This is a genomic window from Sphingobacterium sp. ML3W (assembly GCF_000747525.1).
In the GTDB taxonomy this organism is placed as follows: domain Bacteria; phylum Bacteroidota; class Bacteroidia; order Sphingobacteriales; family Sphingobacteriaceae; genus Sphingobacterium.
On record NZ_CP009278.1, the window covers coordinates 2,864,477 to 2,879,008 of the forward strand.

At 36.2% G+C, this 14,532-nt stretch carries 12 protein-coding genes; 3 read left to right on the forward strand and 9 right to left on the reverse strand.

What is annotated here, in order from left to right; genetic code table 11:
• Nucleotides 1-17: 17 nt before the first annotated feature.
• Both KO02_RS12275 and KO02_RS12280 read right to left on the reverse strand, forming a co-directional pair.
• Nucleotides 18-1,826 (reverse strand): chloride channel protein, encoded by a 1,809-nt coding sequence (locus KO02_RS12275; protein WP_235212248.1) that lies wholly within the window; start codon nt 1,824-1,826, stop codon nt 18-20.
• A gap of 8 nt (nt 1,827-1,834) precedes the next feature.
• Nucleotides 1,835-2,773, reverse strand: a complete 939-nt coding sequence (locus KO02_RS12280; RefSeq protein WP_038698698.1) for a hydrogen peroxide-inducible genes activator — start codon at nt 2,771-2,773, stop codon at nt 1,835-1,837.
• A 140-nt stretch (nt 2,774-2,913) separates the two neighbouring features.
• Between KO02_RS12280 and KO02_RS12285 the strand changes: the two genes are divergently transcribed.
• Nucleotides 2,914-5,079, forward strand: a complete 2,166-nt coding sequence (locus tag KO02_RS12285) for a S46 family peptidase (protein WP_038698700.1) — start codon at nt 2,914-2,916, stop codon at nt 5,077-5,079.
• Nucleotides 5,080-5,266: 187 nt separating this feature from the next.
• Here the strand turns inward: KO02_RS12285 and KO02_RS12290 are convergent, their stop codons facing one another.
• The 3 genes from KO02_RS12290 to KO02_RS12300 all read right to left on the reverse strand — a co-directional run bounded on the left by KO02_RS12290 (nt 5,267) and on the right by KO02_RS12300 (nt 9,882).
• Nucleotides 5,267-7,873, reverse strand: a complete 2,607-nt coding sequence (locus tag KO02_RS12290) for a hypothetical protein (RefSeq protein ID WP_051959904.1) — start codon at nt 7,871-7,873, stop codon at nt 5,267-5,269.
• A gap of 227 nt (nt 7,874-8,100) precedes the next feature.
• Nucleotides 8,101-9,336, reverse strand: coding sequence for a DEAD/DEAH box helicase (locus tag KO02_RS12295; protein ID WP_038698702.1), 1,236 nt, complete (start codon nt 9,334-9,336; stop codon nt 8,101-8,103).
• A gap of 246 nt (nt 9,337-9,582) precedes the next feature.
• The gene (locus tag KO02_RS12300) at nt 9,583-9,882 is read right to left on the reverse strand and encodes a DUF2892 domain-containing protein (protein ID WP_038698704.1); all 300 of its coding nucleotides are present in this window, start codon (nt 9,880-9,882) and stop codon (nt 9,583-9,585) included.
• A 106-nt stretch (nt 9,883-9,988) separates the two neighbouring features.
• Between KO02_RS12300 and KO02_RS12305 the strand changes: the two genes are divergently transcribed.
• Both KO02_RS12305 and KO02_RS12310 read left to right on the forward strand, forming a co-directional pair.
• A complete protein-coding gene (locus tag KO02_RS12305; protein WP_038698706.1) occupies nt 9,989-10,777 on the forward strand; it encodes a sulfite exporter TauE/SafE family protein in 789 nt (262 codons plus the stop codon).
• Nucleotides 10,778-10,838: 61 nt separating this feature from the next.
• A complete protein-coding gene (locus tag KO02_RS12310) occupies nt 10,839-11,681 on the forward strand; it encodes an ATP cone domain-containing protein (RefSeq protein ID WP_038698708.1) in 843 nt (280 codons plus the stop codon).
• A 162-nt stretch (nt 11,682-11,843) separates the two neighbouring features.
• On the opposite strand, the gene ispE is transcribed toward KO02_RS12310, so the two are convergent.
• The 4 genes from ispE to KO02_RS12330 form a co-directional block, all read right to left on the reverse strand.
• The gene (gene ispE, locus KO02_RS12315; protein WP_038698710.1) at nt 11,844-12,656 is read right to left on the reverse strand and encodes a 4-(cytidine 5'-diphospho)-2-C-methyl-D-erythritol kinase; all 813 of its coding nucleotides are present in this window, start codon (nt 12,654-12,656) and stop codon (nt 11,844-11,846) included.
• Between the two features lie 35 nt (nt 12,657-12,691).
• Nucleotides 12,692-13,105, reverse strand: a complete 414-nt coding sequence (locus tag KO02_RS12320; RefSeq protein ID WP_038698712.1) for an NUDIX hydrolase — start codon at nt 13,103-13,105, stop codon at nt 12,692-12,694.
• A gap of 77 nt (nt 13,106-13,182) precedes the next feature.
• Entirely contained in the window at nt 13,183-13,911 is a 729-nt protein-coding gene (locus KO02_RS12325) for a menaquinone biosynthetic enzyme MqnA/MqnD family protein (protein WP_038698714.1), read from the reverse strand.
• Nucleotides 13,904-14,530, reverse strand: a complete 627-nt coding sequence (locus KO02_RS12330) for a histidine phosphatase family protein (protein WP_038698716.1) — start codon at nt 14,528-14,530, stop codon at nt 13,904-13,906. The genes KO02_RS12325 and KO02_RS12330 overlap by 8 nt, the downstream gene beginning before the upstream one ends.
• Nucleotides 14,531-14,532: the final 2 nt, after the last annotated feature.

The window sequence follows — 14,532 nt, forward strand, 5'->3', positions numbered from 1 at the left end:
TCTCAAAGCCATAAATACTATTCCAGATAATTACCTTGCCGCATCAATAGTGCTCGATACTTATTAAATACACTAGATTTCGAAACGAAACCTAGATAATTATCATCCTTATCGATAACTGGTAATATCCAAACATCATCCTTCTTCATCTTCAACATCACAGATTCCATATCCTCTTCATGGATTTTGACAATATCGCTGGGTATTTCGGCCAATTTGCTAAAAGGTTCTTCAATACCCTCCTGCTCTCCCAATAAAATGGCAAATAAACGTTCGCTATACAATATGCCTAATAACTTCCCTTTTTCAGTAACTATCGGAAAGATATTACGCTTGCTATGTATAATATCAGATTGCCGCATTTTTGGTGTCTCATCGGGCCTCAATATAACAAAATTAGTTTCTAAGACATACCTGATCTTCATCATACTCAGTACAGACCTATCCTTATCTTCATATGATAGCAAATCTCCCGAATCTGCTAAAACTTTGGTGTATATCGAATATTTCTGAATCGATCTGTTGATGAGATAAGATATCGATGTCACCAACATCAACGGTACCATCAGTCCGTAACCACCTGTAATCTCTGCAATTAAAAATACACCTGTCAATGGTGCGTGCATGATACCACTCAAGGCGCCAGCCATACCAACCACCACAAAATTTGGAACATTTAACTCTGTTATACCGGTAAGGTTTATCCCATAAGCAAAAGCAAAACCCAACAAGCCTCCCATTACTAAGCTTGGACCGAATACTCCTCCGTTACCACCTCCATTCAATGTAAATAAAGCAGCAAAAGATTTTGCAAAAAGTGTTAATACCGAATATGCCAGTATCACCAAACCGATATCCTGATACTCAGCAAACAAGCTGTTTTTGACAATAGCGTTGAACTGTCCATTTAAAATCTGTTGAATAGCGATATACCCCTCACCATATAATGCTGGGAATATAAAAATCATAACTCCTAGAGAAATACCACTTACCCATACTTTATTATAGGGATTCTTTATGGCAGCAAACCAGTTTTTAACAATGTTACTTATTTTGGCAAAGTAAACCGAATACCCCCCAACTAAAAGGGCAAGCAAGAGATAGAAAAATAATGCTGATACTTCCCAATCTGTACTAAATGTATGGAATAAGGGTTCGCTATATAATGATTGCGCTACAACGGAAGCCATGGCAGCCGAGATCAATAATGGAATCAGTACAGGAATGGAGAATTCTGGCAATAGAATCTCGATCGCAAAGACCATACCCGCTAATGGGCTATCGAACGCTCCTGCAATACCCGCTGCCGCCCCACATGCCAACAACATCGTTACCTCTTTATACTGTAATCCAAAAAAACGTCCCGTATTAGAACCTATTGCCGATCCACTTAATGCAATTGGCGCCTCTAGTCCAGAAGACCCTCCAAATCCTACGGTCATAGCAGATGTGATGATCTGGGAATAAATATTATGAAATGAGAGGTAACTCGATTTTCTGGATATGGCATATATGATAGGTGTAATACCATGTTCAAAATGTTTTGCCTTCAATACTTTTCTCACGTATAAAACACTTAAAAGTATACCTAGCAAAGGAAAAAATAGGTAAAACGAATATTTATAATGCCACTCAACATCATCTTGTAGCGTACTTGCGATAAAATGTGTCAAAGCTTTTAACACGGAAGCTGCTACTCCGCCAATAATACCAACAACAAAGGCCAATATAATGATGAAATTTCGATTCGAAATCTTATGCATCCGCCAATTGTTAAGTGCATTAAGTTTATTATTGAGCATGCTCTTAATTGTATTGTAATTCATTTATGATACTATTGAAAACTTAACACTTCCTTTTTTTTCTTTGTCTTGAACTTCTCCGGTATGGCTTCCATGATTTCTTGTGATAATGCATCAATCGCTTTCTTTTTGACAAAGTTTTGTGTGGTCAACAAACTAATCTCACGCACAGGTTCTGGGGATTTAAAATAACGTATTCGATTAAGCTGGTCTTCCGTATAATCGACAATTGATAACTCAGGTAGAATAGTGATGCCCGAGTTGATATCGACCATTTTCTTAAGTGTCTCTACACTACCGGTATTATATTCAAAACGCCCCGAATTATCATAATTATGCTTATGATGGCAAATATTGAGTACCTGTCCACGCATGCAATGTCCTTCATTCAGTAACCATAACTTATCGTCTCCAATATCGTCTGAGCTCAGCATCTTCTTATTAAAAAGTGGACTTTGCTCAGAAATGTAGGCAACAAAGTTTTCATAGAACAATGGTTTTTCAATTATCCCAGGTTCATGCAATGGTGTAGACAAAATACCACAATCTAAAATTCCTACTTTTAGCTCATGGATAATTCGCTCGGTAGTGTACTCCCAAATCTGTAGCTGGATTTTAGGAAATTTATTCATAAAATTTGTCAGTACAGTAGGCAATAAATAGGGTGCGATAGTCGGAATAACTCCTATTCGCAATTCTCCATCCAATTCTCCATTTTCATTTTGAACTATTTCGGCTATCTTTTTACTCTCAATAAGAATAATACGCGCCTGAGCTATAATCTTTTCTCCAATTTCAGTAGGCACTACAGGTTGGCGACTTCGGTCAAAAACCTTAGCACCTATAGATTCCTCCAATTTTTGGATTTGCATACTTAAGGTTGGTTGTGTTACAAAACACTTTTCGGCAGCGGCTACAAAATTACGATATGTATCGACAGCAACAATATATTCTAACTGGATGAGAGTCATCTTATCAATTTAATTTGTACAAAAGTAACAAACATATTCCATACCAAATGTCGATTCTCAGGCTAAACAGATGTTCTTTATATTTTTTATCTTTGGACTTGGATCGGGAATAAATTATTCCTTAATATAAATAAATAAACATGAAGTTATTGAATACAAAGTCATGGAGTCTACTCCTACTTTTAGCAACTACTGCTCCTACTCTACATGCTAAATCGCCTGATGAAGGTATGTTCCCATTAAGTGAACTCAATAGAGCAGGATTAAAGAAGGCAGGTCTAAAAATTAATGAGAAAGACATATATAATCCTGGCAAAGTTGGTCTAGTAGATGCGTTGGTGCAAGTAAGTGGTTGCACAGGTTCATTCGTGTCACCCACAGGTCTGATCATTACCAATCATCATTGTGCATTCTCTGCTGTCCAATTAGCAAGTACGCCAATCAATAATTATTTAAAAAATGGTTTCGTCGCACAATCTCATGAACAAGAAATCGAAGCCAGAGGCCTAACCATTCGTATTACAGATTCTTATGAAGATGTTTCTGACAAGATATTGGCTGCAGTTGCCCATGTAACTGACCCCTCTGAAAGAATAAATACCATTAAGAAAAAACAACAAGAACTCGTTGCTCAAGCACAGAAACAAGACCCGACTATTAAAGCTGAGGTATCGGAAATGTTTATTGGCAAAACATATGTCCTGTTTCGCTACAAGACCATAGAAGATGTGAGATTAGTTTATATCCCTCGTCAAAATATCGGTGAATTTGGTGGCGAATCGGATAATTGGGTCTGGCCTAGACATACAGGAGATTACTCTTTCTTACGTGCATATGTCGGAAAAGATGGTGCTTCTGCCAAATACTCAAAAGATAATATCCCATATCAACCAAAGAAATTTCTAAAGGTAAATCCTAAGGGAGTCAATGAGAATGATTTTGTATTTATTTTAGGTTATCCAGGACGCACATTCAGACACCGTCCTGCCCAGTATATTGAATACCAGCAGAACTTTCTCCTACCCTATGTTTCCCATTTATACGAATTTCAAAATGACCGCATGTTTGAAGCTGGTAAAACAGATAATGATGCCGCATTGTACCTAGCTACCCGTATTAAAAGAAATGCGAACGTATTGAAAAATTATAAAGGCAAATTAAAGGGTTTGCGTAATATAGATTTAATCGATACCAAGAAAAAGGAAGATCAAGCGCTACGAGCATTTATTAATGAAAAACCAGTATTAAAAACCAAATATGGCACCTTAATGAATGATATTGATGACCTATATAGTCTAATCAATCAAGATGCATATAAGGAAATGTGGATGAATAACATTTACACAAGCACAAGCTTGATGCGTGTAGCGAGAGAAATAAACTCCTTTAAAGCAGCTATGCAACAGCAAGGTAACCTGCAAAAGCAAAATGCATTTTTCAAGGAAAATATCAATAACTTAAAAACTGCTTTGAAGGGAATCTATGAAAGCTACAGTCTATATGCCGATCAACGTATTTTCGGAAAAATGCTGGCAGATGCTCATGCTTTCCAAGGTAATAATCAGATTGAAACCATTAAAAATTTAAAATTCCAAGATAATAATTTGATAGGTGCTTATGGTGCTGATTTGATTAAAGCTTCTAAGCTGAATAATAGTGCTGAAGTATACGACAGTTTACTATCCAGCCCCAGCACGCTATTAGCTTATACTGATGAACTACTCAATTTCCAATCTACACTGGAATTAGACATCCAACAATTTGCATCGGAGCAGAAAAGAAGAGATGGTGTTTTAAACAAATTAATGGGTGATTATGTTGCCGTTAAAGAACAATATCAAACCAAAAATTTTATCCCAGATGCAAATTCAACATTAAGATTAACATTCGGAAATATAAAAGGTTACTCTCCAGTAGATGCAACTTACATGAAACCTTTTACAACAGTTGCTGGTATTCTGCAAAAAGGAAATCTCGATGAAGCTGACTTTGAATATCCTGCAGAGATTAAAACAGCTTGGGAAGCGAAGAATTTTGGTCCTTATGTTAAAAAAGAATTGAATGATGTCCCCGTCAATATGCTATATAATATGGATACCACTGGTGGCAATTCAGGTTCTCCAATTATGAATGCCTATGGAGAATTGATTGGTGTTAATTTTGACCGTTCGTACGACGCTACTATCAATGATTTTGCATGGAACGATAGCTACAGTCGTTCTATTGGTGTAGATATCCGCTATGTACTGTGGGTAGCTGACAAAATCGACAATGCTCAATTTATATTAAAAGAAATGGGTATTTAGAAGATAAATCATGATTTTTATAGAATAGGCTTATCGAATCAACCGATAAGCCTATTTTATTATAAGGCTATATGAAAGGTTAATATTAGCTCTAGAGATCATATTTTTTATGTATTTAATCTTCCAAAGCATACAAATCGATAGGTATAATCGATCTCTTTTCTAATCCATTTGTTTAGGTTACACGCTAAAACCTAAGACCTAAACTTAGATAAGGCCGAAACCCTTCATTAGAAAATCCGCCCACAGCTTGAATTACTAAAAGATCAGCTGGCATAAAATAGAATCCACCGCCATATCCGTTGTGCCAGCGACTGGAAGATTCATCTGCTATCCAAACTCGACCTATATCATGAAAACCGATCAAGCCAACCGTACCAGGAACCAGATAAGAGTCGAAACTTAACACTTTAAGTCGTAATTCAAGATTGTTGAAAAGCATTGTGTTCCCGGAAAATCGTTTTGAGTTAAATCCTCGCAAACTATTTTCCCCACCCAATTGGGCATATTGAAAAAGTAATGGATCACCAATCAATGTTTCAAAACCTGTCCGATTGGCGAGTGTTAGTCTGTCTCCTTTATCAGTTTTGTAAAAGCTAAATATAGATTTTATTCTCAAATATTGGTTATCTGAGGTCTTCAATTGAGTTTTTGCTTCGATTAAATTATACCAAAAGACACCTTCTTTTGCATTATCTTTTTGATCACGGCTATCATATTGCAGTGATCCTAAAATTCCCGTGTAGAAAAATTTACCAAAAACTGGTGTACTTGGATTCTCTAATGCGTACTTTTCAAAATAATGACCTTTATTGTCTCCCTCATCGCTGAAGATAAGCTCGGAAGAAGACCCTGTCTTCCAGTTCCAATATTGACCAAAGTCCCTTTTTAACAAAAAATTGGCATAAACGATATCATAGCGATTTCGATAATACTGAATACCACGACTTTTACGATGCTCATATTTCGTGTTATTTCCCAAGCCGAAGAAGTTTTCCTGATTTTTTGGACCATCGGATTCCAATTCGATCAAGAAATCATTTTTATTCAATACCGACTTAAAATCAGCATTATACTTAAAACTAAAGGATTGACGCCCTGTCGCATAATGTCCCCAGAACTCCTGTTTAAAAGCATATGGTTCTTTTCTAAAACCTTGCTTCTCTATTACATAGCCCGCTCCCAATAAAAGGCCTTTATCTACCCCATATTGTAAGGAAGCTAAAATCCCTGTACGATCATATTTGAAACTATTACGATCATATTGATGGACCAAACTATCATTTGATAACTTCAATCTTAGAGAAGTAGTACCCGTAAATATATTTTGGTCAATATTATCATCGTAGATATATACCTGTTTACCATTTTCAAACGTGGAATCTACTTGATAGGTATCTGTTCCTTTGCCACCTATAACCCTGAGTTTTATTGGAGATTTATTATTCCCATCTAATTGATATACGTCAGTCCCTGCAATCCCATAGATCCTCAACTCTTTGGTTTCATCCGGGTAAAATGTTCTTTTCACCAATTTTCTACCTACTGAGCCGTCTTTTTTCTTATTCCTAATTTCTAACGCTATGGCACCGTCTTTCTTATATTTAAGATAGAAGAATTCATTTTTAGCTGAAGTGGCTATATCGACATTCTTAGCCAAACTCGCATAATACGTCAAGGCTGTCTCCATTAAGTTGTTTCTCCTTGCACGAATGTGGCCTTTCAATTGCTCTCCACTCAATCGAACTATCGTGTCAGGCATTTGTGCTATCGCCACTTCGATCAATGAATCTGTAACAACCTTTTGTACGTAGCTGATTTCCTCTTTCCAATCCTCTCTATCCAGTTGATTTAAAAAATAACGATCAAAGTGTCTTTCATTGAAGTTCCATTGATCGATATGACGGATATGATCTCCAAAAGGTTGCAAATGTGCTTTCAACCATTGCTTTGATAATAAGATTGGGAATACTCCTGAAGTCTTGTAATAAACTTTATCCCGATCTCTAGGAACAGGATCATAAATCTTTTTATCTTCAATCTTTTGCACATCCCAGCGCCAATTATCCTCGTGCCGATCCCAATCTCCCAGAATAAAATCCAATAGTCGAGCACGCAAAGTCAATCGCTGATTTACTTGAATATCATTATCCTCTTCCAGCTTCCGTTGTGCTTTGAGTGTATTATCGGTCTTAGCATCCTCATCTTCTAACGGCACTCTAGGCTCGAACATATAAGCTCTATTTTTAAAGAGTTCACGATATTCACCTAATCCTGGATCATCCCCTACAAATACCAGAGAAGGGCTCGCATGCGGTATTTGCAAAGCACGATTAAATGTTGGTACTGTTAGTGCACCATAAGGATGTGCAATCGAAATTTGATCCTGTACAATATCTTTTGCGATGGTATTTCTTAAATTTTCTGGAAGGCTCCGTTCCGGAAACTTATTTATCGAACGCAGTACCCATTCTCGACCGCTGCTATCTTTTAATCTTAAGGATTGCGTCTGCATGCCGCCACCTAATTTTACAATGGTAAGACCTCCAAATTCTTTCTGAAGATTCATCACCCGCATTTTAACAGGTGTATTATACAGTTCCCGATAAGAATCTCCCAACCAAAAGCGATGGAGTTTGCTCACCTGATTATAGGTAGGATCGATCACTGTAAAAACCGAATCCACTTCTGATCTTTCCGGAGATTGCGCAAATGTTACTACAGGTAATGATATTAAAGAGGAAATAGCAATATAATATGCCTGCTTTTTCAGCTGAAATTTACAACGGTTCATGTGATATTAATTAATACAAGATCAATTCTAAATCGAAAATACAGTAAAATATTCAGTTATATATGTAATTCCCATAGAAGACCATAACAACGACTATTTTTAATCCAACAACAGGCTTTTGGAAATATTGTTTGCAATAGCCGATACGTCACTCTTCCTTAAAATAGATTTGAAACTATACTCATTCCCTAATAAAAGAAGGTTTGACAAAATCAAACCTTCTTTTATTAATCTTTATTCACGACAACGTCTTTCTTGACAAATTTCTTGAATTTTTTCTTCTTCACACTCTTCTTTTTATGCTCTGTAAAACGCGTTGGATCATAAACTGGTCCTTCAGAGAAACCCGATGGTAAAGTAATCCTTTCAATACTTGAACCAATCAACTGTTCAATCTTGGCGAAACGCTGTTGATCTTTCTGATTGACAAATGTAATAGCGGTGCCAGTAGTAGCTGCACGTGCAGTACGTCCAACTCGGTGAATATAATCTTCAGGATCAGGAGGAACATCATAATTAATGACTAAACTAATTCCCACGATATCAATCCCTCTAGAGATAACATCCGTACCTATTAAAACATTTATTCGCCTTGCTTTGAAACGACTCATTACATCTTCACGCTGCGCCTGTTCCAAATCCGAATGGAAAGCTTCTGCTGCAATTCCATTCTTATGCAATTCACTCGTCAATCGTTTTACAATATCTTTTTTAGAAGCAAAAATAATTGTACTTGTAAACATAGGGTTCTTCAAAATATCCTGGATCAAAGCAATTTTTTGATCATCGTATACCATATATACCTGTTGGCTGATACCTTCAGAAGGTTTTGATAAAGCAATATTTATCTCAGTAGGATCATGTAAAATATTTTTTGCTAAAGTTCTGATCTTTGGGGGCATAGTAGCCGAAAACAATAAGTTTTGTCTTTTTTCAGGAAGAAAGCTGATGATTTTCATAATATCCTCATGAAAACCCATATCCAACATACGATCCGCTTCATCTAATATAAAATGTTTCACTTTATTAAAGTGAAGTTTTCCTGAAGCAAGGTGAGCAATCAATCGCCCCGGTGTAGCAACAATGATATTAGCTCCCTCTTTGATAGCAGTTCGCTGCTGTTCATAGTCCATGCCATTACCCCCACCATATACCGCAATAGAAGTCGCTCCCGTAAAATAACCTAACCCCATAATTTGCTGATCAATCTGCAAGGCAAGCTCTCGGGTTGGAACTAATATTAAGGTGTTGATATAATCAGATTGTTCTTCTGCTATCTTATGTAATACAGGTAATAAATAGGAAGCCGTCTTACCGGTACCTGTCTGCGCACACGCTATTAAATCTTTGTTATTTAGGACAACAGGAATCGCCTGTTCCTGTATAGGTGTTGCATCTTCATAACCCATGCTATCTAAGCCCTCTTCCAAAGAAGATGCTAAACCAAATTCTGTAAATTTCAATATTTTTTATCTTTACTGTAAAAATCACGATAATGTAGGTTTTTTTTTCTTATTTATCGAATAGAAAAAATAAAAGAATCATATTTTAGACTATTTTTATTAATTAGCGGTAAGTATGCTCCAATTTTTGCCCTTTCAATCAAAAATAATGCAAGCATCATCCTGCAATATTTTGTTTTAAAAACAAAAGGCCTAATACATGACATATTAGACCTTTTCAGTATAAACCTAAATTATTAGACGTAATTAATCTTTTTTCACGAAATAATGATGTTCGATAACCTCAACACGCTCACCTTCGTCTTCGATTGCTTTCTTTACGGCACAACGACCTGTCACGCCACGGTAGACTAGTGCCCCACCTAAAGATAAACCAGAAAGTGCGGTGAGCGGATGTTTAATTAAATAGCGAACACCTGCCCCGAGTATAAATCCACCTGCTACAACAGAAAGTATACGTTCTGAGGTTTCTATCTTGCCATTCTCACAGTTTTCATCTATCCTACTTTTTACTTTGCTTATTACTTTATCTACTAGCGTACCCATATATATAAATTTTATAAGTTGTCCTACACTATGATAACAAATGCACTATTATTTTGTTTTTGATTCCTAATAATTATTCCGTTCTTTGGCACACAATGTTTCAACGATGGAAATTATAGGTTACTTTTTGTCTATTTTCATCGGTATCACGCTCGGATTAATCGGTGCAGGTGGTTCCATATTAACCGTACCAGTATTAGTCTACCTATTCCATGTACATCCTACACTAGCGACCTCCTACTCTCTTTTTATCGTAGGCTTCACAAGTATGATTGGTAGCTTAATCAAAACAAGAGAAAAATGCGTCGATTATGCTGCTGCTACTTATTTTGGAATTTCATCCGTCATCGTTGTGCTTATCGTTCGAAAACTCTTATTGATTCACATTCCTGAAGTCATTTTAGACATAAATGATTTCCAGCTAACAAAATCAACGCTCACTATGATTGCGTTTGCTGTACTGATGTTAGGTTCATCCTGGAGTATGATAAAAAATAGGCCGGTACAAGCAGGTCTACATCATCCGATTAAACAACATACGACAAAAATGGTTACTTGGGGTATTGGCATCGGATTGGTTACCGGATTTTTAGGTGCAGGAGGTGGGTTTTTGATAATCCCTGCTTTGGTGATTTTACTCCAGATGCCAATTCGCAAAGCAATTGGAACATCTCTTCTTATCATAACGATCAATTCACTTATCGGCTTTCTTGGTGATGTTGATCATGTACAAATGGACTGGATATTTTTACTAAAATTACTTTCCATCACAATTGTGGGCGTGGCAATAGGAAATTATTTACAGAAAAAAATCGCCACGGAACAGCTAAAGCCCATTTTCGGATGGTTTATATTTATTGTCGGTATATATATTTTAATTAAAGAACTCTTTTAGTTATTTTTAGTAAGGTTAGCATACTAATTGCACCATTAACATTTTTAATATAAAAGATAGCATGCTGGTAAAAAAATATTCAGGAGAATTAGTTCCATTTAATAGCGAAAGTTTACACCATTCATTGACTCGTTCTGGAGCCAATAATGAGCAAGTGGAAAAAGTATACACACAGATAAAAGAAAAATTATTTGACGGGATAACAACAAGAGAACTCTACCAATTAGCATTCGAAGCCTTAAAATCACAACGTAATTCGTATGCCGCACGATATAGCCTCAAAAAAGCTCTTCGGGAGCTTGGACCAGAAGGCTTTTATTTTGAAAAATGGATTGCACGCTTATTTCAAGAATATGGCTTTGAAAGTACCACGGGGCAAACTGTTCAAGGTCATGCTGTCACACATGAGATTGATGTGGTAGCATCAAAAGGTGATGAAATGCTCGCTATCGAATGCAAATTTCGAAATGATATTGATGCAAAGATTTCAGTAACGACTCCAATGTACTTCTTATCTCGATTTAAGGATATCAGTAACCTCAACTATCAATTTTTTGGAAAAGATAGAACTTTCACACAAGGCTGGTTGGTCACCAACGCCTATTTGACTTCAGACTCAAAAGATTTTGGAAAGTACTATCAGGTCAATTTTCTTTCTTGGGATTATCCAGAAGACAATAGCATCAAAAAACGAGTAGATAAAGCAGTTTTTTACCCTGTTACCTGCTTAACAACCTTGACAGATGAAGAAAAAAAGACACTACTTCAAAACCAAATCATATTAGTAAAAGATATTATCAGCAACAAGAAAGCACTACAATCACTTCAATTAGGTTCTGAAAAATTAAAACTGGTACTTGAAGAGGCTAAAGAATTGATTGACTATAAACTGGAAGATGAGTAAGCCATGTAGTTAAACTAAACCATGTTTTTCTTTTTCCGCTATGTAAAAAGAAAAACATGCTTACCTTATTAATAACGTAAGCATCAACCGCTTTAATTCGCCCAATGTTTTTTCATCTTCACACTTAACACCTTAAAAATAATGGAAGATAATGAACGTTAATTATAAATCAATTGGGTAGTATATCTCGCCTAATGACCTCAAATGTTCCAATCTAACTTGCCGATCAAATATACCAAATACAGAGGATCCAGAACCGGACATCGAAGCATAAAGTGCGCCCGAAAGGTAAAGGGCGTCCTTAAGTTCCATTATTCTTGGATATTGTTCAAAAATTGAATCCTCAAAATCGTTTTTCAAATAAAACTTCCACTCTTGAACCGGCAATTTGACAATAGTTCTTAAATCAAATTCAGATTTTCTGGCCTCCACACCTCGATAAGCTTCGACAGTAGAAACATGGATCCCAGGATTGATTACCACAATATAATACGCATTTAAATCCAAATTTATCGATTCAAAATCAGTTCCTATACCAGTGGCATAAACAGGTTTGTTTTCTATGAAAAACGGACAATCTGCACCCAGCAGTTTCGCATAGACTTCGAGTTGAGCATTTGTCACCTGAAGATTGAATGTTTCATTCAACATCTTAAGAACAGAAGCGGCATCTGCTGACCCTCCGCCCATCCCTGCACCAATAGGAATTCGTTTAATCAAATTGATTGCTACTGCAGGAATATCAAAATCCTGTTTAACGATACGGTATGCTTTCTCACATAGGTTTATATCATCGCCAGGAATAGAAATTCCTTCAGAAGAAAATGTTGTTACACCTGTTTGAATTGGATTTATTTCAACTACATCATAGATTTTCACAGGGTAAAATATAGTTTCCAAATCATGATAACCATCAGATCGCTTGCCAACGACATGAAGACCTAAATTTATTTTGGCATTTGCAAAAGATAACATAACAGTAATCTAGGATAAAAAATAAGTACTTATTTTTAATATTCAAAAGTTCCCGCCAACCAAATGGGTAATGTAAATTCTTCAATCAGATGGGCTAATTTATAATTTTTATAATCATCAACCGTCAACCAAACAGCCTCAGCAATTTCAGCTAATGGAACAATCTGCACATTTTTTTTCAATTCAAGGCGAAAAACCTCTCCTCTTACTATGGTATCAGCTTCGTTAACGGCATCGGTTTCATGAAAACCAAGATATTCCAATTCGCGTGCAGAGATGTTGAGATCTAACTCTTCCTTAAGTTCGCGGATGAGTGCCTGAGCAGATAATTCCCCTTTTTCGATTTTTCCACCAGGCATCATATAGTACACAGAATCTTTCTTCCTGACAACCAATAGCCGATTAGCATGATCGACAATCATAGCGCCTGCTAAATAGATCTTATTCATAAATTTTCATTTTAAATACGAACAAATTAAAAAGCGATTATTATAGGTATAATCGCTTTTTAATTTGTTTTGACGCATTATGTATCTAAATCTGACAATAGCGTTAAATATTTTTTAATAGCTTCACGTTTTTCATCGGTAAGATGATAGTTTAGACTTTCTGTCAAATAATGACGGTAATCAAAATTTGCATATTCAGGCAATCCAACAATTACATCCTCTGGTTTGGAAACACCTTCTCGTAGAGCGTCATTGAATTCATAAATAAAATCCCTTGGCAACTCCTTTTTACTTACCCAAACCGCAAAAGCAAATGGAAGGCCCGTAAATTCTTTCCAATACAAACCCAAGTCATAAATAAAAGCAACGGTGTTTTTTTTTCCAAAAGTACGATCACCTATCAATACATAAGCATCAGCGACTTCAATATCATCCACAATCTTCACTTCTTTCTTCCAATGGTGCTTTAACAAAACTCTAGCCAATCCATTGGAAGTACGCGATTGTTTATCTAAATAGAGGGTTTCAACCTCAGTAATCGGTTTTTGAGAAAAAATAAAAACCGAATCCACAGCACCTTCAGTACCAATACAATAATCAGTAATAATATGTGCCTCTGGCAAACTCAATAATGCTGCAACGGGAATAATTCCCAAATCAGCTTCATCATCGATTACTTTTTGCGCACAGACACTTGGATTATCCAAACTCAATTCGATACGATCTAAAACTGAAGAATGTCTTATTCCATTTAAAAACGGCAATGTATTCGTATACGAAACTGCCGATACTCTCACTTTATCCATTTGTTAATACCTCTAGATGTTTAGTATTATAATAGTCAATAATTTCAAATTGACCATTAACATACGTTAATTTATATAGGGCAGTGTTTGTATGGGGAAATTCATCCATTTTAGAGGCATCTACACCTGTCAGTAGGCAAAGTATAATACGTAAGGCGCGACCATGCATGCAGACCAATATAGTCTCTTCATGCTCTTGCTTTACCATATGTTGAATAGCTTCACTTTGACGTTGCATTAATGCATTCGGAGACTCCCCCTGATCTACACTGACATCCAATTCACCATTTTTCCATGCTGAAACTAGTTCGCTAAAACCAGACATGATAGATTCATTTTGCTCTTTACCTTCGTAAACACCCCAACTGATTTCATCTAAACCCGCTAACTCTTGCCAGGAGACTCCATCGTTGATAAAACTAGCAACAGTTTGGTGAGTCCTTATTAATGTAGACGTATAGATTTTATCAAAATTAACATCTTTATAAGAATTATAAAAAGCTTGAGCTTGTGCCAAGCCTGTTTCGTTTAGCGGTGAATTTACGCCACGTCCTTGTACAATACCTTTCAAGTTCAGATCGGTTTGTCCATGACGGATAAAGTAAAAAGTCTTTTTCAAAA

What these genes read in the sequence shown, in the direction of transcription:
- KO02_RS12285 (WP_038698700.1), top strand. Translation starts at nt 2,914, where the DNA reads ATGAAGTTATTGAATACAAAGTCATGGAGTCTACTCCTACTTTTAGCA.
- KO02_RS12300 (WP_038698704.1), bottom strand. Translation starts at nt 9,882, where the DNA reads ATGGGTACGCTAGTAGATAAAGTAATAAGCAAAGTAAAAAGTAGGATA.
- ispE (WP_038698710.1), bottom strand. Translation starts at nt 12,656, where the DNA reads ATGTTATCTTTTGCAAATGCCAAAATAAATTTAGGTCTTCATGTCGTT.
- KO02_RS12310 (WP_038698708.1), top strand. Translation starts at nt 10,839, where the DNA reads ATGCTGGTAAAAAAATATTCAGGAGAATTAGTTCCATTTAATAGCGAA.
- KO02_RS12280 (WP_038698698.1), bottom strand. Translation starts at nt 2,773, where the DNA reads ATGACTCTCATCCAGTTAGAATATATTGTTGCTGTCGATACATATCGT.
- KO02_RS12305 (WP_038698706.1), top strand. Translation starts at nt 9,989, where the DNA reads ATGGAAATTATAGGTTACTTTTTGTCTATTTTCATCGGTATCACGCTC.
- KO02_RS12275 (WP_235212248.1), bottom strand. Translation starts at nt 1,826, where the DNA reads ATGAATTACAATACAATTAAGAGCATGCTCAATAATAAACTTAATGCA.
- KO02_RS12325 (WP_038698714.1), bottom strand. Translation starts at nt 13,911, where the DNA reads ATGGATAAAGTGAGAGTATCGGCAGTTTCGTATACGAATACATTGCCG.
- KO02_RS12320 (WP_038698712.1), bottom strand. Translation starts at nt 13,105, where the DNA reads ATGAATAAGATCTATTTAGCAGGCGCTATGATTGTCGATCATGCTAAT.
- KO02_RS12290 (WP_051959904.1), bottom strand. Translation starts at nt 7,873, where the DNA reads ATGAACCGTTGTAAATTTCAGCTGAAAAAGCAGGCATATTATATTGCT.